Source organism: Cysteiniphilum sp. 19S12-1 (assembly GCF_052030685.1).
Taxonomy (GTDB): Bacteria; Pseudomonadota; Gammaproteobacteria; order Francisellales; family Francisellaceae; genus Caedibacter.
Map to the genome: position 1 here is coordinate 1 of NZ_JBQAJM010000032.1, position 24607 is coordinate 24607.

Annotated in this window: 17 protein-coding genes and 1 pseudogene; 6 read left to right on the forward strand and 12 right to left on the reverse strand. The window is 38.4% G+C overall.

Annotation, left to right across the window (positions count from 1 at the left end):
- Window positions 1–77: 77 nt before the first annotated feature.
- Window positions 78–1016, forward strand: a pseudogene (locus ACTS4L_RS09580) (MFS transporter); the annotation flags it as partial.
- Between the two features lies 1 nt (window position 1017).
- On the opposite strand, the gene ACTS4L_RS09585 reads toward ACTS4L_RS09580, so the two are convergent.
- The 5 genes from ACTS4L_RS09585 to ACTS4L_RS09605 form a co-directional block, all read right to left on the reverse strand.
- Window positions 1018–2082, reverse strand: coding sequence for an efflux RND transporter periplasmic adaptor subunit (locus tag ACTS4L_RS09585; protein ID WP_440617563.1), 1065 nt, complete (start codon window positions 2080–2082; stop codon window positions 1018–1020).
- A 35-nt stretch (window positions 2083–2117) separates the two neighbouring features.
- Window positions 2118–3011 carry a GTPase Era gene (gene era / locus ACTS4L_RS09590; RefSeq protein WP_440617562.1) on the reverse strand — a complete coding sequence of 298 codons (894 nt, stop codon included), beginning with the start codon at window positions 3009–3011 and terminating at the stop codon, window positions 2118–2120.
- A 109-nt stretch (window positions 3012–3120) separates the two neighbouring features.
- Window positions 3121–4791, reverse strand: coding sequence for a thiol reductant ABC exporter subunit CydC (gene cydC, locus ACTS4L_RS09595; protein ID WP_440617561.1), 1671 nt, complete (start codon window positions 4789–4791; stop codon window positions 3121–3123).
- A complete protein-coding gene (gene cydD, locus ACTS4L_RS09600; RefSeq protein WP_440617560.1) occupies window positions 4779–6647 on the reverse strand; it encodes a thiol reductant ABC exporter subunit CydD in 1869 nt (622 codons plus the stop codon). Before cydD ends, cydC begins: the two co-directional genes overlap by 13 nt.
- Before the next feature lie 289 nt (window positions 6648–6936).
- Window positions 6937–7599: a phosphoribosyl-AMP cyclohydrolase gene (locus ACTS4L_RS09605; protein ID WP_440617559.1), complete on the reverse strand. Its 663-nt coding sequence runs from the start codon at window positions 7597–7599 to the stop codon at window positions 6937–6939.
- Window positions 7600–7865: 266 nt separating this feature from the next.
- Between ACTS4L_RS09605 and ACTS4L_RS09610 the strand changes: the two genes are divergently transcribed.
- The gene (locus ACTS4L_RS09610; RefSeq protein ID WP_440617558.1) at window positions 7866–8147 is read left to right on the forward strand and encodes a hypothetical protein; all 282 of its coding nucleotides are present in this window, start codon (window positions 7866–7868) and stop codon (window positions 8145–8147) included.
- On the opposite strand, the gene ACTS4L_RS09615 is transcribed toward ACTS4L_RS09610, so the two are convergent.
- The 4 genes from ACTS4L_RS09615 to ACTS4L_RS09630 form a co-directional block, all read right to left on the reverse strand.
- Window positions 8144–8572: a hypothetical protein gene (locus tag ACTS4L_RS09615; protein ID WP_440617557.1), complete on the reverse strand. Its 429-nt coding sequence runs from the start codon at window positions 8570–8572 to the stop codon at window positions 8144–8146. The two genes, ACTS4L_RS09610 and ACTS4L_RS09615, sit on opposite strands and share 4 nt — an antisense overlap.
- A gap of 38 nt (window positions 8573–8610) precedes the next feature.
- Window positions 8611–8931, reverse strand: coding sequence for a hypothetical protein (locus tag ACTS4L_RS09620; protein WP_440651977.1), 321 nt, complete (start codon window positions 8929–8931; stop codon window positions 8611–8613).
- A gap of 237 nt (window positions 8932–9168) precedes the next feature.
- Window positions 9169–11889 (reverse strand): PD-(D/E)XK nuclease family protein, encoded by a 2721-nt coding sequence (locus ACTS4L_RS09625; RefSeq protein ID WP_440617555.1) that lies wholly within the window; start codon window positions 11887–11889, stop codon window positions 9169–9171.
- On the reverse strand, window positions 11882–12313 hold the full coding sequence (locus ACTS4L_RS09630) for a universal stress protein (RefSeq protein ID WP_440617554.1): 432 nt from the start codon (window positions 12311–12313) through the stop codon (window positions 11882–11884). Before ACTS4L_RS09630 ends, ACTS4L_RS09625 begins: the two co-directional genes overlap by 8 nt.
- 195 nt (window positions 12314–12508) lie before the next feature.
- Between ACTS4L_RS09630 and ACTS4L_RS09635 the strand changes: the two genes are divergently transcribed.
- Window positions 12509–14575 (forward strand): AMP-binding protein, encoded by a 2067-nt coding sequence (locus ACTS4L_RS09635; protein ID WP_440617553.1) that lies wholly within the window; start codon window positions 12509–12511, stop codon window positions 14573–14575.
- 213 nt (window positions 14576–14788) lie between these two features.
- Here ACTS4L_RS09635 and ftsZ read toward each other — a convergent pair whose 3' ends face one another.
- The gene (gene ftsZ, locus ACTS4L_RS09640; RefSeq protein WP_440617552.1) at window positions 14789–15874 is read right to left on the reverse strand and encodes a cell division protein FtsZ; all 1086 of its coding nucleotides are present in this window, start codon (window positions 15872–15874) and stop codon (window positions 14789–14791) included.
- Between the two features lie 324 nt (window positions 15875–16198).
- Between ftsZ and ACTS4L_RS09645 the strand changes: the two genes are divergently transcribed.
- Window positions 16199–16729: a polyhydroxyalkanoate synthesis regulator DNA-binding domain-containing protein gene (locus ACTS4L_RS09645; RefSeq protein ID WP_440651978.1), complete on the forward strand. Its 531-nt coding sequence runs from the start codon at window positions 16199–16201 to the stop codon at window positions 16727–16729.
- A gap of 3 nt (window positions 16730–16732) precedes the next feature.
- Here the strand turns inward: ACTS4L_RS09645 and ACTS4L_RS09650 are convergent, their stop codons facing one another.
- Together ACTS4L_RS09650 and ACTS4L_RS09655 are read right to left on the reverse strand one after the other, a co-directional pair.
- Entirely contained in the window at window positions 16733–18562 is a 1830-nt protein-coding gene (locus tag ACTS4L_RS09650; RefSeq protein WP_440651979.1) for an alpha/beta hydrolase fold domain-containing protein, read from the reverse strand.
- A gap of 92 nt (window positions 18563–18654) precedes the next feature.
- On the reverse strand, window positions 18655–20790 hold the full coding sequence (locus ACTS4L_RS09655; RefSeq protein WP_440617549.1) for an adenosylcobalamin-dependent ribonucleoside-diphosphate reductase: 2136 nt from the start codon (window positions 20788–20790) through the stop codon (window positions 18655–18657).
- Between the two features lie 270 nt (window positions 20791–21060).
- On the opposite strand from ACTS4L_RS09655, the gene ACTS4L_RS09660 reads away from it, so the two are divergent.
- Together ACTS4L_RS09660 and ACTS4L_RS09665 are read left to right on the forward strand one after the other, a co-directional pair.
- Window positions 21061–21804: an SDR family NAD(P)-dependent oxidoreductase gene (locus ACTS4L_RS09660; protein ID WP_440617548.1), complete on the forward strand. Its 744-nt coding sequence runs from the start codon at window positions 21061–21063 to the stop codon at window positions 21802–21804.
- 75 nt (window positions 21805–21879) lie between these two features.
- The gene (locus ACTS4L_RS09665) at window positions 21880–24543 is read left to right on the forward strand and encodes a transcription-repair coupling factor (protein WP_440651980.1); all 2664 of its coding nucleotides are present in this window, start codon (window positions 21880–21882) and stop codon (window positions 24541–24543) included.
- Window positions 24544–24607 lie beyond the last annotated feature (64 nt).

A 24607-nucleotide genomic window follows, 5' to 3' on the forward strand; every position in this document is an offset into this window, starting at 1 on the left:
GCTTAAAAGCTCAATTGCATGAGCTAGCAATTAGATCGACTGATTCATAATTCAATGTTTAAAACTCTAAACTTCAGCTTCATCTTGTGAATTGGAAAAATGTTAATGACAAAGATACGTATTACGTTACTTCATTTGCCTTCAATACAAAGCGTTTTTATATTGCGCCTTTAATTGTCATTGCCTGTTTACTGTTTGCTTATTACTTGATGCATCATCCTGATGTTGGCTCCAAACTTATTTATATTGCCTTTATTGCGGCATTGATTTACATGGTCTATTTTGCACTAAAACAGCAAAGCAATTATCGCACAAGAATTTATGCCTATCTTATTTTAAGCTCGGCGAGTATGGCGTTTGCTTTCGTTCAAGGATTACAATCAACAGCTTTAGAAAACTTTGTTGAATTCAATACCTCAAAATCTCTTTTTGGTATTCCGATGCAACCTGCTACTGTCAATCTTTTTGAAAGCCTTGGGGTTATTATCTTTGGCTTTATCTTAGCAGGCATGATGAAAAAACGTCAGCAAGCAAATAACCCTTATCAACCCGGCTCATTAGTAGCGCGCGGCTTAAGCATGTATGTTATCGCTTTTTTAATGATCCCTTTAGGCATATTTCTTGCAGATAAAGCACACCTGGTTAATGTACTCTTTCCTATTTTGCTACTTTTAATCGTTTCAGCGGGTGAAATTCATGTTAATGCTGTGAATTATGCTATGGCAGGAGAGATGATTGAGCCCAAGCATCAAGGTTTATTCACGGGTTATTTATTTATCAATATTGCCTTTGGGATTAACTTAGCAGGACCTGTATCGAACTTTGCGTTAAGTGGTACTGAGCACGCGCAAAACATTACTGCTGCTGCAACCAACCCAATGTACGCCAAGATATTCTTAGTCATGACAGCAGTTGCTTTTATTGTTGCGATCATTTTCTCACTGATGATGAAAAAACTAAACAGTATGCTTAACGCCAATAGAATACAACCCGTTTTACAAAGCGAGTTAGAATAATCTAAGAATTAGTATCAACCTCAACGGTTGCTGATGCGCCAACGCGCAGACTCGGCACTTTGTTAACTTCACTCTGATTAAGGACAACTTTTACAGGAAAGCGCTGTACTACTTTGACCCAGTTACCTGATGCATTCTCAGGAGGCAATAAAGAAAATACACTGCCACTTCCTTCACTAATACTTTGAATCGTGCCATGCAATGTCACATTCGGATACATATCAAGGATGACGGATGCTTTTTGTCCGACTTTCATCCGTGACATTTGCGTTTCTTTGAAGTTAGCATCCAACCAATAGGATTCATTACTCACTAGCACAAATAGATTTTGATTTTGTGTGATCAGTGAGCCTGGACGCAACGTAAAGTTCGTCACAAATCCTGATGCTGGCGCATAAACCTTAGTATAACTTAAGTTTAATGACGCCGTTGATACATCTGCTTTAGCTGCAGCAATTTTTGATTTTTGCAATGTTAATTGTTTTTGCTCTTGGGCAATGCTAGCTAATGCGGCATTAACATTGGCATTGGCCACTTCAAGATCGCCTTTAGCCTCATCGGCATCTTCTTTTGAAACCATTGCTTGAACAGCAAGCTTGGCAATGCGTGCTTCTTTTTGTTCTGCGACAAATTTTTGTGCTTGTGCCTGTTTTAGCTTGGCTTCTTGTAGGTTAATCGAGTCTTTAATCGCAGCAACTTCCACTTCTGCCAATGTCAAATCTGCTTTGGCTTTAGCAAGCTCATACTCAAAGCTTTGCGGCTCAATTGTAAATAACAGCTCGCCTTTTTTCACCGCTTGATTATTACTGATATATAACTTATCAAGTTTACCTGTGACTTGCGCTGACATATGAATAACATCAGCATTGACATAAGCATCATCGGTTGATGGATAAATTTCGGTATATTTTACATAAGCATAAAATCCGATCACACAAAGCAAAATAACAACACCTAAAATAACATACTTCTTCCATGCTTTTGCCCCTGCATTTTTTGATGTTGGTATTTTATTTTGACTATCTGTTTCGGTTTTATTTGAAATTTCTGTTGTTTGTTCAATCATTGACAATAGCTCCAGTCGTAAAAAACCTAAAAAACCTAAAAATCATAACCCAATGATTTAAGCGCGCGATCATCATCTGACCAACCTTCTTTAACTTTAACCCATAGTTGTAAAAACACTTTTTTTCCAAGCATAAACTCCATATCTTGACGAGCTTCACTACCGATCTTTTTGAGTTTCTGCCCTTTGGCACCGATAACCATTGCTTTTTGACCAGAGCGCTCAACAAAGATTGTTGCGTAAACGTCCATAATTTGCCGTGCTTCATCAAATTTGCTTTTGTTAATCTCAACGGTTAATTGATATGGTACCTCTTGACCCAGTGTACGCATTAATTTCTCACGAATAATTTCCGCCATCATAAATCGCTCAGTGCGATCAGTAACCTGATCTTCAGCATAAAAAAAGTGCTCACTTTCCGGCAAGTAACTTTCAATTTTAGCTTCTAGTTCATTGATTAAATGCCCCTGTTTGGCAGAAATAAGAAAACTTGCGGCAAAGGGATATTTCTGTTTGATCTCATCAGTAAACTCGACTGCTTCTTGACGGTTATTTAATTGATCAACCTTGTTAATCACTAAGATTACGGGTACTTTGACCGACTCAATTTTTTGTAATATCCACTCTTCAGCCGTTGTCCATTTACCAACCTCAACGACAAATAAAATGACATCAACATCATTAATTACACTACTTGCTTGTTTATTCATCATACGATTAATCGCACGTGGCTCATCTTGATGAAGCCCAGGCGTGTCGACATAGATAAATTGTGTGTTTTCAATGGTTTTAATGCCGGTAATTTGATGGCGTGTTGTTTGTGGTTTACGACTTGTGATACTGATTTTATATTTTAGGATATGATTTAAAAGCGTTGACTTTCCAACATTTGGTCGCCCAATGATGGCGACAAATCCACATTTTTTCATCTTATGATCGTCTTACTGTTTCCTTATGAAATTGTAGATATTGTAGTGAGCACCACGCTTATTGTCGAATGAAATCATGACTTTATATTGCAATGCAATACTTCATTTTTTATTGTGTTATGCGTAGCACCCTGTCAACACTACTAAGCAACGTGTCGTTATGCGTAATGATGATCACCGTTTTATCTTTAAACACTGCTTGTAAGTTATCAATCACCTTTCTTTCAATGACCTTATCTAAACCTTCTGTCGGTTCATCCAAAATCAAAATAGGTGTTTGAGATAATACCGCACGCGCTAATGATAAACGCTTTTGCTGACCCTTTGAAAGATGCTTGCCATACTCCCCCGTCCAACTGTCTAACTGACATGGCAACGCCAAGGCAAAGTTTTTTAAATCAACAACATGTAAAGCATGCCATAACATCTCATCAGTTGCCTGAGGATTTGCGATTAACAGATTATCACGGATACTACCATTAAAAATATGTGCATGCTGACCGATAATCGTTATTTGCTCACGCAGTTGTGACTCGGTAAATTGTGCAATATTAACACCACCTATTAATATGTTGCCTGCTGATGGCGCATAAAACCTTGCCAACAAGGAAACAATCGTTGACTTACCACAACCTGTAGCGCCTACAATAGCAAGCTTTTCATTGGCTGCAATCTCAAGATTAAAATGCTCATAGACAAGCTTATTGCGTCCTGGATAGCTAAAAGAAATATTCTCAAAAGAAATGTTATTCAGTTTTGGACTATTTAGTTGCTCGCTGTTGTCATCATTAAAAAATAATTTTGCCGGTTTTTGCTCAATAATATTTAATAGTCTCTTAGCTGAAGACAGCGTACGCCCCAAATACTGATAAGCCACAGGTAAAGGCATAATCGCCTCAAATAAGCCCATAATACCTAAAGCAACTAGGGCAATAAAAGCACCACTTATCAGACCTTGATGAACAAGTCCGACCATTAGCCATACACCACACCAGAGTGTAGCACCCAAGAACAAGGTCATAAGGGCTGCATTAAGCCCAGTATAATGACTCATTTTTTGTTGCGTTGTAATAAGCGCTTTATTTTGCATATTAATTATCTCTGCATGCTTATCTTCTGCGGCAAAGACTTTAAGCTCTGCTAAATATTGCACATGCTCAGTTATTGATGTTTTTAAATCCGCAGACTCTTGTGCTAGCGTTTTTGCGGTATGAGCAGATAATTTGCCACCAACAACAGGGATACAAAACCCTGCAACAAAAGCAAAGCCCATGGTCATTAATGCTAAAGGAATACTTAAAAAGCTAAAAAATACACCAATCAGTAATATCGATAAAAACAGCACACAACTTGGCGAGATAATCCGAATATATAGGTTATCCAGACTATTGACATCATTCACTAAGCGATTTAGTAAGTCACCACTTTTATATTGTGCTAAATGTGTTGGCGCCAAGGGCACAAGCCTGTTATAAACCCATACCCGAATATCGGTTAGTAGCTTAAACGTTGCCTCATGTGTGACAACACGCTCACCATAGCGCGTTAAAATACGCATCAATGAAAAGGCACGCACGCCAGCGGAAGGATAAAAATAATTAAATTGACTGGCAATTGCGTAACTTGAAATAGCCACAAATCCTGTTGATGAAATAAACCAACCAGATAAAGACAATAAACCGATACTGGCTAAAATCGCTAAAAATGCAAGAAATGTACCAATAAACATCCATTTTGCTTGATGCTTAAAAATACTTAAAAAAGGAATTAATGCGCGCATGCAACTTCTCCTTCTAAGATTTGGTGACGATATAACGCATAAAAGTAACTTGACTGATCTTGCAACAATTCCTCCAAGCACCCTTGTTGTACGATGTGTCCTTCATCCATGACGATAATATGATCCATTTCACTCAAGAACTGTAAGCGATGCGTCAACAGGATCACCGTTTTATTTTGCCAATTGTTTAATAAGCTATGCATAATAAGACGCTCATTGTCTTTATCCAAACTTGCTGTAGGCTCATCTAACAAGAGTAACTCACAAGGCTTAAGATAGGCGCGTGCTAATGCCAAACGCTGTGCCTGCCCTCCGGATAAGCCTATACTTTGCTCACCGATTTCAGTTGCTAATTTATCGGGGAATGCATTCACTTCTTGATCTAATTGTGCCAATTTTAACGCATGCCATAATGCATCATCTTGAGCATTAGCATCAGCTAGTTGTAAATTATAGCGAATGCTGCCTTTAAAGAGACCTGCATTTTGTCCAAGCCAACTGATTCTACTAAGCCAAAGCTTTTCATCAATGCGATTAAGTGGTAAATCATGATTGATCGTAATGCCTTCATCTTTTGCATGCATAAATTGCATAAGTAAATTTAAAATAGTCGTTTTACCGGCACCACTGGCGCCTACAATTGCAACTTTTTGCTTATGCTTAATTTCAAAGCATATATTTGTCAGTGCATTTTTATGTTTATTGGCATAACAAAAACTTAAATGATTAAATTGAATTGATTCAATCATTGGTAAGTCTTGTATCAAGCTGACTTGATTAATCTTTCCATCTTTTCCACGTTCTTTAGCTTGCTCACCATTCTCGCCTTGTACATCTTCATGTTTTGATAAAGCAAATATTTTTTGCAATTCAAGTGCTGCCCCCATCGCTTCAGTTTTTGCATGATAATGCGTACTTAACTCACGAAGAGGCAAGAAAAATTCAGGTGCCAATAGCAAAATAAACAAACCACCTTGCAAGGTCATATTTTCAAAAGACCACCACACTGTATGTACATTGGCACTATTGATAAAACCCATACCCAGATAAATAGCTACTAGTGCAATTGATGCGGCGGAAAACACCTCAAGGACTGCCGATGACAAAAAGGCAATACGCAATACTTTCATCGTTTTGATGCGATAATCATCAGAGTATTCAAAGATTTTTTGCGCATGACTTTCAGCACGATTAAACAAACGTAAAGTCGTTAAACCATGCAGTGTGTCTAAAAAGGCACTACTCATTCGCGCTAAGGTTTGAAAATGTTTTTGGTTTTCACTTTCAGCGCCCCAACCAACCAGCATCATAAAAAGTGGGATTAACGGTGCACACACCAACAAAATAATGCCACAAACAATACTTTGTGGAAAAATAAAGATTAAAATCGCCAGTGGCATAAGTCCTGCTAAGGTCATTTGTGGCAAGAAATACATTAAGAAATTATTTAAGCCTTCCACTTGCTCCATTGCTGCACTGATTAAATCACCACTACTTAACTCACCTGATTTCACAGGCCCCAATTGATTAATATGCGCAATAACATCGTCTCTTAACTGCTCTTTCACTTTAGCCGCAGCCTTAAAGCTCACTATTTCCTTAAGCCAAGAAAGGCCTGCCCGCATAAACACAATAGCAATAATAGCAACAAAGTAGCTAATCAATTCAATATTTGAGAGTTTTTCAATATAAGCGGCATAACAAATATGCGCCAACAGATAAAGCTGTCCAATAAGTAACAAGCCACTTAAGAAACTCACTAGAATGGTGAGTTGTCCCCATTTTTTAGCAGGATGAGCACGCGATTTTAACCAAGCACGTGCTGACTTGCGTTCTGAAGCTGTATTTGCTTGCATAAAGGTGAGATAAATCGATCTAAAACAGTGGTGGCATTATAACAGCACCACGCTGACATGTAAGTGAATATAGACAGTTTGCGAGTTTATTGATTATAGGATAAATCGGCTACAACCATATTCCTGCCCACTTTGATTGTGTAAGCGTTGGCTGAGCGTAAGTCGAAGCCTCTATGAAGTGTGACTTTTCCAAGCTTACCCACTTCGACTGATGCTCAGTGCATCGCTTCGACTTACGCTCAGGGTACGGTAAGTACTTGTGGGTGAATATTTAGTCTTAGGCGATAAATCAATCTGAAAATGGTGCAGAAGAATGATGTAAGACAATTTTTAGCTGACCATTTGGCATTTTAACGTAAGCGAAGGTATATTCAACGGTTGTCACTTCACCCTCATCATCGGTAAAGTCATACGTACCCATCGCAATCGCCATATCACCATGGAAATACATCTCATCATTGTGGAAAACCACTTTTGCCCATGGCTGAAGCGCAAAGCCTTTATCTTCTTTAAATTTTTTGTTGCCACCAACAAAGTAAGAAAGTGCGGATTCCTTCGTTGGTCTAAATGGAATATCCTTTGCTTTAGTCGGTTTAAACATCACCACACCTTTTTCATAATTATAAGCATAGAGCTTATTGATTATTTTTCGCGCCACTTTCTTGTAGTTTTTTTTGTTGGTATAAGCCTCTCCTATTGCGACAATTCCTGCTGCCCATTGAGATTGTGCTTTTTCAACTTCTTCAACGGTAATACTATTAGTGCTTTGCGTGAGTGTTGTTAATGCTTTACTGTCAGTTGTAGTTGGTGCCGCTGCTGCATTTATTTTTTGCGTGGCAGCAATCCCAAGCACAAGAAACAAACTCAATACAACAGGTGTAATACGCCCTTTTAAATCCAATGACTTCACTTTTTCAGACTGAAATTTTAGTGATTTTTTATCGCTATCCATAAACTATCTCCTTTGTTAATAGCTTGTATCAATATGTATACCTTGGTGAGTTAAGCATCAAATTGCTAAATTTGCAATTTTTTTACACTTTGTGCTAGCCAATCGCTAAGAATTTATATTAAAGTAACTGGCAACTAATAAGCACCATGTTCAATTTTAGCTTATTTACCGAAGCAGGATGCTTAATTAGGACACGTGAATTGTAATATTTTGTTAAGTCGCAATGACAAGACAAATATAAGGACGAACGCATAGGGAGAAAATTAATGAAGAAAATCACCGTTGAAGAAAAAATTACTAACCTTTATCACTGCTCGATTTTAGAGTTTTTTCAACAGTGCATGCAACGTAAGATGGAAACCCATGATATAGCCAAATTACTCGATTGTAGTGTCAGTAATTTACGACGTATCGCTCGCAAGTATAACTTTCATTTTCACCACCCCGAGCCAACACCGATGTTGGCGCAAAATCAAAATTTTCTTAAAAAGAAACTTAATATAGACAACTTCCTCTCGCGTCGCTGGCGAATTGGGCAGTATGCTTAGAAAAAATACCTCTTTGTTGAAAATTGCCCACTTGGGTCGTCAATCGTTAAAGAGAAGCCTTTGTTTCGATCAAAACTGTTAGCAGCTAATTGCCATTGATTATTGCCTTGTCGAATAAGGTGTCTATTTTGTGAAATACCTTGTTTGTCTACATAATGAATAATCACATAAGCACGTTCTTGTTGAGCATTAAACATGATATTAAATGTCCCACTAGACGGATTGATAGCTGCCAATAAGTTAAAGCGTTCTTCATTCACTTCAATACGCTCATCATCTCTATGATTGCTGTTGTTAGAGGAGTCACTTGCAGATTCTGTTGTATCCGTTGCTGAATCCACTTTCAATGGCGCTAATGAATACTCTGATGAGCTAAATTGCCCAACATGCATATCGTGTACGGTAAACTGCACTGATTTCATCACGTCAATATTACTACCCTGCCAAGTCCATTGATAACCATCTATATGTAGCCGACGGTCATATCAGCAAAATGCGGGTATTGATAACCTGAATTGCGTTGTAGTATTTTGCCCTGCCATTCATGCGAATAAACACGTGGCTCTTGTGGATAGCCAATCTCTAACCCTTTGGCATTTGTTTTGACACTTAATGGATGCGGAAACATCGCCTCTGAAAACATGTTTTGATTATTAAAACTCCAAATCAGTGACGACCACCAATCCGTTGTTGGATAGGGTGCGCTGAGCTTTTCTGAGACTTTTGGTATCGCATTTAATGCAGTAAATGGCTTGCCACTGATAATATCCACTCTATTATGCAAACTATCGGTATAACTGCCCTTTTCAAGCTGTAAGATATCGGCAAATGTCGGCGAAAAACAAAATAATTAGCCAAAGCCTAAATATCGCGATAGGTGTGACATTTTAAAAAACTTAACAGGTGATAACAACTTATTTGTATTCATAATATGCTCCTCTTCAAGTCAAAAGAATATGTGCACATTTAGTATACAAATGAATAAAGAATCACAGGTTTTATTCTTGATGACTAAAGATGACTAGAAATAACTCATGCGACAAACAATCGCAAATTCACAATACTGACAACTAGCCGCTGAAGGCGTTAGCATCGACTCACCTGCGACAAAACTCGACATTTGTTCATCAAGTTGGACTTGCCAATAGTATTTTAATGCCGTGTAATTTTGTGGTGCATCATCAGCTATTTTATTGCCTTTTTTTGCTGGATAAGCTTTAGGTTCGCCTTCTTGTATCCAATCGTCAATGCTTGAGATACTTTGCAAACCAATCTTCGCACCATTTACCGTCGCAACTGCCACGGCATCAGCATTTTCATAGATGGCATATAATGGCAGTTGAGATTCGGTAATCGGTGATTTGAGCAAATCGCTAATTTGGTAACTTTTAGAGGTTTTATAATCAATGACTACCGTATGATTATCCAACAATCTATCGACTCGATCTAACCGTAGCTTAAGTGTCACGCCTGCAATCATGCATTTGAGTTCTTTCTCAAGTGCTAAGACCTCAAATGACGCTTGTCGTGATTTCTCATAGTCAAGCCACTGTATGATGACCTCTTGCAGACGCACAATCTCAACTTCTTTGATAAGTTGCGGCAGCATATTGATTAATGCCACATGCCTATTTAATGCTGATTGGACATGTTGCGCTACTTTTTCAATCAGCGCATCTTTTGGCATATTAATTAAGTTGTCAGATGTTTTTAATTCGCGCCAAATCTGCTCTAGTACATGATGGATAATCACACCCTTCTCAAGCGCTGATAATATTGGCTTATGCGCTTTATCAGCATCTAGATGCAAACGATGAATCAATGCTGCGCGATACGGACATTCCGCAAAGTTTTTAAAAACTTGCGAACCACCCTTGAGTTTTTGACAGGCTTCAGTTGTCATGGCTGACAATGAGCTATCCTCAAACACATCAAATTGCACTTCATTACTCTTTTTGTGATTAATTTTTGTGTGATCATAATCAATTGCAGCTAGCCCCATCAGTAAAGGTGAGCACATTTGTATTTTTTCATCATTTAATAATGCATAGCTAAAATGAATATGTTTCGCCTGCTTTGTTAAACGCTTGGTAATGGTTTTGGCAAATTGAAGCTCACGCTCAACACTGGAATGCGGCATCGATTGTGATCTTTGCAATGACAAAGGCAAATAAGGATTCATATTGGCAAGACTTGGCCAGTTACTATCATTCATGCGTATCACAAACAAGTGATCAAAGTAAACTTCGGTTGCCTCAAGCATCCCTAGAATATGCACGCGTGGATTCGTTGTCGTTTCAGTTTGAAAAAGTGTGTTACTGGCTAAGGTTTGTAGCTCAACCAACCACTGATTAAATTCAAGTTTAATCTCTAAACGCGTTAACATAATGAGCTTATTAAGTAGCTTATAAAACTGTGTCAACGTCTGATGTTCTATACTGGTAAGCTTGCAATGATCAAGATACCCAAGTATTGCCAACGCTTGTTTTAATTTCTCAATAAAAGCAAAAGCCGTGATTTTACCCTCTTGCCTATGCGATTTATGAAAATGCAACATCTGTGTGATCACTTCCAATAAAATTGGATCACAATCATCGATAAATAACTTAAGCTTAATCAACTTAGCAAATTCAATGGATTCAGGTACTTTCGATTTAAGTACCTGTAGCTTTTGATATCTTTGTGCTTTGTAATCATCATGCCCTTTAAGATAGCTCGAGCTTAGCATCAACTTAATCTCATCATAGCTTAGCGTTTTACTCATCTTAAGCCATAGCATCAGCTGATAAACAATGCCTTGACACAATAAGCTTTCGCCACCTGATATGGTATATTCACGAGAACTGTTATCTAACAAGGGGTTTTGCTTCATTTTAGTTGCAATAAAATACTGATCAAAAGCATCAACCAAAGCACTAAATTGTGTCTGTAAATCGGGCACAATCACACCAATTGTTGCTTGTGGATCGCTTTGGCTTAATTCAAACACAGCTTTGGCAACTTTTTGAATCTCTAGTTGATCCTCAAGGTATTCGGTTATTTGAACCTCGCTTTTTGTATCCGCTAAAGTCCAATCATCTATCGTAAAATTAAGCTCAGAGTCACAGTGCGCAAACAAGACGTCCATTTGCGGTGTCACAGTATCAAAACCGATAAGCATAATTTTATGATAATCTAAATACGCGAACGTCTTAGCTAATATCTCATGCTTTGCCAAAAGCGCTGTAATCAGGCGTGACTTATCTATCCAGTTATTTTCAGTTAAGGTGTTTTGATAGCGCTCGATCCAGCGTAAAAACAAACGAACATTCTTATTGTCTGTTTCATTCTCAAGCGCCTGTGTACTCAAATTCCATTGCTGTAACAGTTGCCACGCACTAAGTACAAGCTTAGCCTGTTGCGCATTAGGCATAAAGACATCTGTATCTTCCTTAAGAAAGCTTAATAACAAAAATCGTGCTTCATCATCGCTGATCAGATTTGGTAATGAGGGATCTATCATTTGTGCATTAGCATATAGCGCATCAACAAATCCATCAAAGCTCATAAAAACATCGCCCAACACAACATATTGCTGCTGATTGCGTGCATAGTCTAAATACATTGTCGTTAGATGATCTTTTAAGCGAGTATTAGCCGTAATAACGATTGTTTTGTTATCGATTTGATTTAATAAACTAAGGTAATGACTTATATCTTTATCGCCATTTAATTGACTTTGTGCATTTTTTGCATCAAGCATTTTTCAGAATGACCACATCACACGGTGCATTATTAGAGATCTTGCTTGCCACTGAGCCCATGCGCCCAAAAACGCCATGGTGATGTCCATTGAGAATCAAAAGATCGATGTTTTGTTTTTCAATATATTCAATAATGCCATCTGCCACAGAGTCCGCATCAATTACTTTACAAATCACATGATCGTGTTTGGCAATATTTGCGGTAACTTCAGTAAACTTCTGTGTTAAGCGGTCCTTGATTAATTGATTAGGTGTTTTCTCTGAAACACCCGCGCCATAGCCATAATCAAACACTGTTTTGTGCACAGTAACAACATGTAGTTTCGCTTTTTTGGTTTTAGCATAATCAACCAAATGATCTAATACTTTTGCTACATCATCATTGACATCAATTGCATAAATAATATTTTGGTATTCAAACATTCATATCTCCTTTTTTATCTCTTTTTTACCTGATCAAAGTCACCTATTTTCATCCCTCTATACTCTATTGTGATCTTGGGATTAAGGTCAAGCGAATACTTTGCAGGAATGAACCTTTTTACTTCAATTTAATTTTAGCTACAATATTCTTGTTTTGTATTTTCAATTATTTAAAAGATCAACAAAGGACAAGTTATGGATAAGGATTTGAGTTTTCTATGCAATACATCATTAGCGCCCCATGCCAGTGCTATCAAGCAATTGTTTACTAGTAAATTATCACCTCAAGAAAAATGGCAGCAACTAACACAATGCTATTTAACAGCCGATATTCCTTTTGATATTCATTATAAGCTATATCACCTTTGTTATGCTGAAACCGAATTTAAACCCATTTGGCTACCTGATAATGAGACAGTGAACAATAGCTATCTCGGCAAATGGCTTGATCAGCTTAATTTCTCGGATATTTCTCAATTTTATCAATACAGCATTGACTCACCTCAAGCTTTCTGGGGACAAACCATTGCTGACTTGGGTTTGTCTTTTAGCAAAAGGCCAACAGCAAGCTTTGATATGTCGTTATTTCCCTACACGCCAACATGGTTGCCGGGTGCTTTTTTTAATATTGCTGATTGCTGTATTGATGTTGAAAAGGATCTTGCCATGAAGCCTGCCATTATTTATAAAGGGATGCGTTATGGTAAATGTACCCATCAAACCATAAATTATGCCGAGCTTAAAGACTGGGTTCTTACAATTGCTAGAGGACTTAAACATCATTATCAATTAAGCCCAAAAGATACCATTGCCATTATTATGCCAATGAATATCGAGGCCGTGGCAACTTACTTGGCCGTTATCTATCTTGGTGCCAGTGTTGTCTCGATTGCCGATAGCTTTTCCGAAAGTGAGATCAATAAACGACTTAATATTAGCAACTGCAAACTCGTGGTAACACAAGATGTGATTACTCGTGGCAATAAAACGCTCGAGCTTTATCAAAAGATCATAAATTGTCAGGTTTCATCAATCATCTGTTTAAACACTAAAAATCAAGGCATCAACTTACGTGCTAATGACATGTCCTTTGATGATCTATTAACGCCAAATAACATACATATAATACTTAACCCTTATCTACAGAGTGCACAAGGTGTTATCAACATTTTATTCTCCTCGGGCACAACGGGCACACCAAAAGCTATTATTTGGGAGCAAAGTACAGCACTTAAAGTAGCAACCGATGCTAAGCTGTATATGGATACGAACAAAGAAGATATCTGGGCGTGGCCAACAAATCTTGGCTGGATGATGGGACCCTGGCTTGTATTTACCGTTTTTTTAAATCGGGCAACGATGGTATTAACTGAAGATTTACCGACTTCACTTGAATTCGCCCAGTTTATTGAGAAAACCCAAGTTACCAAACTGGGTGTGATTCCAAGCATTGTTAATGCTTGGCGCACTAATGCTGTGCTTGAGAAAGTTAATTGGCAGCATATTAAGCTCTTTGCCAGCACCGGTGAATCCTCTAATATTGAAGATATGTTTTACCTATCATTACATGCTGGCTATAAACCGATTATAGAATACTGTGGTGGTACGGAAATTGGTGGTGCTTATATCAGCTCAACACTGTTGCAGGCGAATGTCCCCTCTCAATTCTCACAAGTTTGTTTTGGTATTGAGCTTAAGCTTTTAGATGAAAAACATCATATCTTATCACAAAATACTGTGTGCATTGGCGAGGCTGCATTAAGTTCTTGTGCATTAGGTCTGTCCAACCGCTTATTAAATGCCGATAACAGTGATATATATTATCGTGATATGCCGTCTTATAACAATATACCATTACGTCGACATGGTGATTTATTAAAGCGCTCAACTAATGGCTATTATCGTTCCTTAGGGCGCGCTGATAACACCATGAATTTAGGTGGGATTAAAACCTCAAGTGCTGAGATTGAGCAAGTGCTTTTGAATTTAGAGGATATTTATGAACTTGCGGCAGTGGCAGTCAATGATGAAATTGAAGGCATATCTAAACTCGTTATTTATGTTGTACCGACAATGCAAATTGATCTTTGTCAGTTAAAATCACAAATGCAAGCATTGCTTAAATCGCGTTTAAATCCATTATTTAAAATAAGCGATGTTATTTTAATTGAAAAACTGCCAAGAACAGCAAGCAATAAGGTGATACATCGTCAATTAAAAGCGCATTATGCACAATATTGTCAAAACAGTCCGTGTTGTTAAAAATTTATCAGGGATATAGGGATATTAAGTACCTATGTAATAATTCAAAAATAAGTTGAGCTTTAATTACTCCCCCTCACCCGTTCAGCTTAAGCTGCACGACCTCTCCCGCAAGGGGAGAGGTAATAGTTGACGCAACTTATTCTTGATTCATTACTATGCAAATAGTATCAGGTATTTTTTTAGATTCTCAAGGAACTATTGTTTAGGTGCTTAATTGCTATCTGGATTAGCTTTACGCGCTAAAGTTTGCCCTTCGGTTAAGCTATTTTGGTTAGATTGAGTCTGTGTTTTTACTTGACGAATCGTGTTATAACGCTCAGTCGTCACATCAACATCAAAGCCGGTTGCGATAATCGTAATATCAACAGTGTCACCCATATCTTCTTTGATAGAGGTTCCGATAATAACGGGCGCATCAGCAGAGGCAATCTCTGCCACTTTATCACCTAGCTCAGTAAATTCGCCTAAAGAAATATCATTGCTTGAAGTAACACACACCAATAAACCTTTGGCATCTTTAAGTTCAATATCTTCCAATAAGTCACAAGAAACTGCCTTATCAACGGCTTTTAAAATACGATCTTCACCACCGGCGTGCCCTGTCCCGATGACTGCCAAACCAGGGGACGCCATAACTGTTTTCACATCGGCAAAGTCAACGTTAATATGTCCAGGCGTGCGAATAATCCCAGTCATTGATGACATCGCATTAAAAAGTACATCATTGGCAGCGTGGAAAGCTTCCATTAAGGTTGTTCTGTCCCCCAATGATTTACGTAATTTATCATTAGGAATAACGATCAAGGAATTGACATGCTCTTGAAGCGCTGAAATACCTTGTCTGGCAACAACTTCACGACGACGCCCTTCAAATGAAAAAGGTGTCGTTACCACGCCGACCGTCACAATACCTTTACGCTTTGCAACTTCGGCAATAACACCTGCGGCCCCTGTACCGGTACCACCACCCATACCCGCAGTAATGAATAACATATCACAATCAGCAATAGCTTCCTCAATATGATGCATGCTTTCTTGCGCAGCTTTAAGACCAACCTCAGGATTGGCTCCAGCACCTAGTCCTTTGGAAATAAACTCACCAATTTGTACTTTGTGTGGTGCGGCATTCTTATCAAGTGCCTGCTTATCGGTATTCATCGCATAAATTTGCGCACCTTGTAAGCCTTTCTCGACCATGTAACCTACCGCGTTACCTCCGCCGCCGCCAACACCGATTACTTTAATGCGACCATGTTCAAAACCACTTGAATGTTTTTCTTGCTCTAAACTTGCCATCGTTTCTCCTAAAACTTTTCCCTTAACTAAAAACGCTTATAGTATATACGTAAATACGCTAAAATAACGATATTTCTGCGCTATCATGCAAAAATCTTTCGTAAATAAAAGAAATTGGCTAAGACTAAATGCTCACCCACAAGTGCTCACCGTACCCTGAGCGTAAGTCGAAGGGTAGCTTGTGAAAATCATACTTCATAAAGGCTTCGACTTACGCTCAGCCAACGCTTACACAATCAAAGTGGGCAGGAATATGGTCATAGCCAAGAAATTTAGCATAAATTATTTTTTGCATCGTGTATTTGCTTTTCCCATATATTGATAATGAATGATTTATGTTACACTGCGATTCAAGCAAGTTTTCTAGATAATGGGAATTTTTTCATGGAGAAGCAATACGACAAAAACGAAGTTAGGCTCATTAAGAAGTATCCTAATAGGCGCTTATATGATACACAGGACAGTTGCTACATTACGGCAGAAGGTGTACATAAGCTCATTATTGAGCATGAAAATGTTGTTGTAGTTGAAAATAAAAGTGGCAAAGATATTACCCGAAGTGTATTGATGCAGATTATTAATGATCTTGAGGAGACCAGTCCAAGACAAATGTTTAGTAATGAGTTTTTAGCTCAAGTGATTAAATCCTATGGCACAGATATGCAAAATACATTGGTGATGTGCTTTAACAAAACATTGGATTTATATTTAGGGCAAAAGCATGCCACTGCCGCCATTACTAAAAAACCAAATGCAGCAATCACACCAAGTGATTATTTCAATACCACCGCAAGAGACAATATTCACCGCTGGCAAAAATCATGGGATAATTTAAAAAGCTCTAAGAAGTCATAGTATTTATTTTGAGTTCAAGAAACGTTCAATCCGCTGATATAATACCTCACATTCTTGTGGCACCAATTTGCCAAAATTAATAAACCCGTGAATCATATTATCAAAATGATAATGATGTGTATCAACCCCTTTTTCCATTAAGCTTTGTGCAAAGAGTAAGCCCTCATCTCTTAAAGGATCAAACCCTGCAGTAAACACCATAGTGCGTGGCATTTTTTCAAGATCTGCAATGTACAGCGGAGATATCTCGGGCTCAGTACCATTCATATCTTTAGGGCGATACTGTGAGTTATACCAATTAACTTGACGTGACTCTAACAAATACCCTTGACTAAACTCACGCATTGATTCTGTATTATGTGTTAAATCAGTTGTCGGATAGATTAATACCTGATTGCTTACTATAAACTCACCTGTTTGAATGGATTTCTCAACACAAAGCGCGGTGTAGTTGCCTCCCGAGCTATCACCAATCATCGTAAAATCGTTATGATCTGCCTTAATATCAGCAGCATGCTCATACGCCCATTTAGCTACCTGATAGACATCATTAAACCCTGCTGGATATGGACTTTCAGGTGCTAAACGATAATCAATGGCTAACACCACACGATGGGTTGTATGAGACAGGTGCCTGCATGGTGCGTCAAATGAGTCCAGCGTTCCGGATACAAAGCCGCCACCATGAATATAAATCACAATAGGTAAATGTTCTTTAGGATTTGGATGGTACAAACGCACATTAACCTCACGCCCATCGACCTTCACTGCGAAATCACGCACAGAGGCAATATCAACCTCGCTACCGGCATATAACATAAGTGATGCTGCCGATTTGCGTACGCCTTCGATGGATAAGGTCTCATCTTTTTTATACTTATTGACGAAATCTAATAAGTTTTGCAGTTTTTCTGGTACCGCTTTTTGTCCATGATAAAGGGTTACTTCTCGAATACGCTCAGCAGCTGCTTTGGAAACAACAACTTCACTATTAGATTTTGCTAACACATTAAACCAGCTTTGTTGGCGCGGCGTCATTCTATCGCCCATGCCACTGATAGAGCTTGCAATACCTTGATCACTACAATCATTTTGTGAAAATTCGGTTAATTTTTCACCAACCCAGTGAATTAAAGCCACAGCCTTAGCATGGTTATCAAAGCGGGTTTGCAATATGCAGTCGTTATTATCAATATCATCCGACCACGGTACGTAATCAACAATAAAGTTACAAGGTAGATAATGAAGTCCCGCCTCGCGTGCTAAGGCAAATTCAGGAAAGGCAGTCATCCCAATAACCCCTCCGCCCATTGCTTGATAACATTTAGCATCAATCATTGTTGGAAATTGCGGACCTTCAATACATACACAAATTTGCCCAAAATGAATTGGAAAATCAAAGTTTGCCTTTTGTTTTTTAATAATATCAGCAGCTTTTTCACTGATTGGATGGGTTAATGATACATAGGCCAAAAGGCCATCATCACAAAAAGTCGATTCGCGCAAACCCTTAGTGCGATCAATATACTGGTAGGGAATTGCCATATCACCAGGTTTTAATACCGTTTGCAAACTACGCACAGATGACAAGGCTAAAATAGCGGTTGCACCATATTTTTTAAGGGCATAAATGTTCGCGCGATAATTAATTTTACTCGGTAAAATATTTTCAGATTGTCCGGTGCGACACAGAAATAACATTTCTCTATTGCCAACTTTAATACGATAAAAGCCATTGGAGCATAGCCCAAATGGTGTCTCGCGTGGCAATGTTTCTACTATCTCAAACTCATCAAACTCTTCAAAGCCACTGCTACCGATAATTGCCCACATAATTTTTCCTTATGGATTAATTGCTTGAGTATATTATCGGATAGTCTTAGCGATTAATCCAATCTAAACAGCCAAAGTTTTATTTTGAAGCATTAAAACTTGCCGTAATACCCTTCTTTTAAAGCGTCATAAAGATTCGCTACTGTATGCTCTTCACCATCATACTCGATCATTTCATTGCCCTTTAGCTCAAGCACTGAGCCATCATCAAGGGTAAAACGATACTTGGTTTTCTCAAGATCTTCATCTTTAACCAATACACCTTGAAAGACTTCAGGATTAAACCTAAAAGTTGTACAGCCCTTTAAGCCTTGATGATAAGCATAAAGATATATGTCTTTAAAATCAGCAAATGGGAAATCCGTCGGCACATTAGCTGTTTTTGAAATACTCGAATCAACCCATTTTTGCGCTGCTGCCTGAATATCAACGTGCTCTTTTGGTTTAACATTATCGGCACTAATAAAATATTCAGGTAACTTTTGTGCTGGTTCCTTGGTAAAAGGTATTGCTTCTTTATTGATTAATTGGCGATATGCCAATAGCTCATAAGAGAATACATCGACTTTTTCTTTGGATTTTTTGCCCGCACGAATGACATTACGTGCATAGTGATGAGCAAAGCTTGGCTCAATGCCGTTACTGACATTGTTCGCTAGTGATAGAGAAATAGTCCCCGTAGGTGCGATAGATGTGTGATGTGTGAAACGACAACCATGCTCACAAATTGCATCAATAATGGAGATGTCTTCTTGAGAGATACGCTGCATATAGCGGCTATATTTGGCATGTAACATCCGCCCTTTTATCACATCGCCAACTTTAATCCCATCTGCGGCCATTTCAGGACGTAAGCGCAAAAATTCTTCAGTGACGATATAGTCTTTTTCAAGCACTGGCGCACTACCCTTTTCTTTGGCAAGTTTAACGCCTTCACGCCAGCCTTCTAGCGCCATTTGTTTGGCAACTTCTTCGGTAAATGCTACCGAGTCTTTGCTGCCATATTTCATTTTAAGCATGGTGATCGCAGATCCCAACCCTAAAAAGCCCATGCCATGACGGCGCTTGGATTCGATTTCATGACGTTGCTCTTTTAATGGTAAACCATTGATTTCAACGACATTATCAAGCATACGCGTGAAAATACGCACGACTTTACGGTATTTATCCCAATCAAAACGTGCTTCTTTGGTAAATGGTGCTTCAATAAATTTAGTCAAATTAACCGAACCCAACAAACAAGAGCCATAAGGTGGTAATGGTTGTTCACCACATGGGTTCGTTGCACGGATCGTCTCACAAAACCAGTTGTTATTATCTTCATTAACCTTGTCGATCAAAATAAATCCAGGCTCAGCATAATCATAGGTTGATGACATGATCATGTCCCACAAACGACGCGCCTTGATCGTGTTATAAATCTTGCAAGCAACAAGACCTGAATCATCACTAATATAATCATCTTTAACTGGCCAATCACGCCATAATACTTGTGTTTTATCCTGCAAATCAATGTTATGTGCCTTTTGTTCAGCCTCAGTCATCGGGAAAGCCAAATGCCATTGACCATCATGCTCAACAGCATCCATGAAATCTTTAGTAATGAGTAATGACAGATTAAATTGGCGCAAACGCCCATCTTCGCGTTTGGCACGAATAAAATCAAACACATCTGGATGACCAACATCGAATGTGCCCATTTGTGCACCGCGCCTACCACCTGCTGATGCCACGGTAAAGCACATCTTGTCATAAATATCCATAAATGACATGGGGCCCGAGGTGTGCGCACCGGCTCCAGCAACAAACGCGCCCTTAGGACGTAATGTCGAGAACTCATAACCGATTCCACATCCGGCTTTAAGTGTTAACCCTGACTCATGTACTTTTTGCAAAATATCATCCATTGAGTCATGGATCGTGCCTGAAACCGTACAGTTAATCGTAGAAGTCGCCGGCTTATGTTCAAGTGCGCCGGCATTAGAGACGATTCTTCCGGCGGGAATGGCACCATTTCTTAGTGCCCACAAGAATTCTTCATAATGTTTTTGTTGCAACTTTTTGGTTGTCTCAACCTCTGATAATGCTTTAGCAACACGTTGATAAGTTGCATCAATATCTTGATCAACTGGCTCACCTACGCGTGTTTTTAAACGATATTTACTGTCCCAAATATCCAAGGATGCTGCCTGGAAATCGATTGTTGGTATTGCTTCTGTCAATGACATGACGGGCTCCTCATAAGCTAAAAATAACAAAATACATTCGCTATTCTAGCGATATTTTTCACGAAAGGCGGCAACTTTTTCCTTGAATATTTCCGTAATATGACTTGACTCACTCTCCGTAATTAGATCCTGTGATAAAAATAAAACCTTTTGATGGCATGTGATAAGAGCAAGATCTAAAAGACGCGATTAAAAATCATAAATTACATTTGCTTTCAGTCACTTTTTCTTTACAGTTAGCAGTTATCAACAAAACAATCAAATTTAGTTATGTACTTAAAAAAAACCATTATCATTACTGGTGGCAGTCAAGGGATCGGTAAGGCTTGTTGTAACCTGTTTCATGCCAATAATTATCAAGTGATTAATCTAGATATTGCCCCAAATGAACTTAAAAGTGTTGATTATATTCAAACGGATTTAAGTCAAGTTGCGGCAATCAATGAGTCTTTTAAGCAAGTTAAAGAAAAATATCCACGTATCGATGCGCTTATCTCTAATGCGGGCATTCATTTCTCTGCCAGCATTGAAAATACCACAGAAGAAGACTATTTTCGTGTATTAAACACTAATCTTACTTCTTGCTTTTTTGTGCTTAAGGAAACAATACAATTAATGAAGCACAATCCAAACGGTGGACGTATTGTTACGATCGGTTCGGATCAATCATTTGTTGCTAAAAACCACTCGGCAGTTTATGGTCTAACAAAAGCTGCCATTGCACAATTAACCAAAAATATCGCCCTTGATTATGCTAAAGATAATATTTCTGCCAACTGTGTTTGTCCCGGCACCATTGAAACACCACTTTATTGGCAGGCAATAAAAAACTACTGTCAAAAATCAGGTGCTGATATTGATACCATTCATAAAGAAGAACAATTGCTACAACCGGCAAAACGCTTAGGACAACCTGAAGAGGTGGCAAGTTTGATCTATTATTTGATTGATCAAGCTGGCAGTTTCTTATTGGGTAGCGATATTGCCATTGATGGCGGCTATACTGCGCAATAATCGGCATCTTTTCTGGTATATGTTAAGGGAGTTCGATAAAATAATGCCACCGAATATTCTAGATTTAACTTTACCATGCAGATTCTGCCAAAAGCGACACGCAATATTTATGCTAATGCCATTCCTACGGCGCTATCGCTTGCTTTAAATGAATATATCTTAAACCATGATCAGCAGCATCATTTGCTGGTATGTGAGAGCGCACAAGTCGCATTACAACTGTATGATGAACTATGCTTTTTACTGCCACAAAAAAACATTTTACATTTTGCTGATCTTGAGATTTTGCCTTTTGATTATTTCTCCGCGAGTGAAGATGTTATTTCCTCGCGCTTGAATACATTAAATCAGATTCAAAACAACCCTAATAGTATAATTATCGTCAGCGTTAATACCCTTGTTAAATATCTGCCTCCAACATCCTTTTTACATGCCAATGCTTTCATGATCAAAAAAGGTGACACACTTGATCTGACTGAGAAAATGCGTCAATTACAGACGGCTGGTTATCAGAAAGTCACCCAAGTGATTAGTCGAGGCGAATTTAGTGTGCGTGGTAGTATCTTGGATATCTTCCCAATGGGGTCAGATGACGCTTATCGTATTGATTTGTTTGACGATGAGGTTGATAGTATCCGTTGTATTGATGTCGAGACGCAACGTTCACACGCCGCGATTGATGATGTCAATATATTACCAACCCAAGAGTTTATACTGGATAAAAAAACACTCGATCAATTTGCGCTAAATTGGTATGAGATGATACCGCACGCAGATACTCAAAATCAAATTTACCAAAGTATTATCAAAGGGCAAATGATCAATGGTATTGAATTTTATCTGCCACTTTTTTTTGAGCGTGTTAATACCCTCTTTGACTATTTACAACAAGATACAATCATTCATAGCATTTATAACTGCCAATTGTCATTAGAGAAATATCACACTGATATTTTGACACGGCATGACCAGTTAGCGCATGATCGCGAGCGCCCTATTTTAAAACCTGAGCAGGTTTTTCTATCACCTGCTGCATTTAATGGTTTAATTAAAAACTTCTCACATATTAAATGGTTGCATCAGGATAAAACCAAAGCAAATAACCTTGAGGTTAACACACTTCCTGATATTCATGTGCATTATCAATATAAAGAGCCCTATCAAAAACTTCTGGATTTATTAACAAATACAAGCTTTAACAAAGTTATTTTTTGTGCTGAAAGTCCCGGTAGAAAAGCGCTTATGTATGAAAACTTAAGTAAATTGGGCTTAAAGCTTGATACCTATGTGAATTTTAGCGACGCACTTGAATCCACTTCAACACACTCGATCACGGTTGCGCCCTTTACCCAAGGTATTATTACGGAGGACGAAAAGAATAATAGGATATTGATTGTTACTGAGTTTGATCTGTTTGCAAATCACAGTGCCATCAATTTACGCACGCGTATTAAACAAAAAGATGAAAGTATACCCACTGTTGCCCTCAAAGATTTATCGGAATTAAGCTTAGGCAGTCCGGTGGTACATATTGAACATGGCATTGCTCGCTTTGATGGCTTGACTAAACTGGATTTCGGTGCTCAAGACACCGAGTTTCTAACGCTTAAATTTAAAAATGATGAAAAACTCTATGTACCCATTTATGCACTACATCTAGTCAGTCGCTATAGCGGCACTGAGCTTGAACACGCACCTATTAGTAAGCTCGGTACCGACACTTGGCAAAAAGAAAAAGAAAAAGCCGCTAAAAAAATCAATGATGTTGCCGCTGATCTTTTGGCAATTTATGCAGAACGCGCACTTAAAGAAGGCTATGGCAATATCTTTCACGAGAAAGATTATCTGGCATTTTGTGAAGGCTTTCCCTTTGAAGAAACCCCTGATCAAGCCATTGCCATCAATGATGTCATTAAAGATATGCTCTCAAATAAACCAATGGATCGACTCGTGTGTGGCGATGTTGGCTTTGGTAAAACAGAAGTGGCAATGCGTGCTGCCTTTATTGCCGCAAGTAACAATAAACAAGTCGCTGTTTTAGCACCTACAACCTTATTAGCACAACAGCATTTTGATAACTTTAGCGACCGCTTTAGTGAAATGGGTGCGACAGTTGAGGTGCTATCACGCTTTAAAACAACCAAAGAGCAAAATACGGCTATTAAACAAATCAACGATGGCAGTATTGATATCGTTATCGGTACACATAAACTATTATCTGAAAAGATTAACTTTCATAATCTGGGATTATTAATTATTGATGAGGAGCACCGCTTTGGTGTGACACACAAAGAAAAAATGAAAGCAATGCGTGCTAATATTGATATTCTAACAATGACAGCTACCCCTATTCCACGCACCTTGAATATGGCATTTTCTAATATTCGTGACTTGTCAGTCATTGCCACGGCTCCGGCAAAACGTCTATCGGTTAAAACTTTTGTCAGACAATATAATAATAGCACTGTTAAAGAAGCCGTGATGCGTGAGGCATTAAGAGGTGGACAAGTCTACTATCTTTATAATAGTGTTAGCACAATTTATCATAAGGCTGAGGAGTTACAAAAACTCTTTCCTGATATTAAAATTGCAGTAGCCCATGGGCAAATGCGCGAACGTGAGCTTGAAAAAATCATGTTTGAGTTCCAACAAAACCGCTATCAAATTTTAGTATGTACCACAATTATTGAAACCGGTATTGATATTGCTAATGCCAATACCATTGTTACTGAAGTTTAGAGTTTTAAACATTGAATTATGAATCAGTCGATCTAATTGCTAGCTCATGCAATTGAGCTTTTAA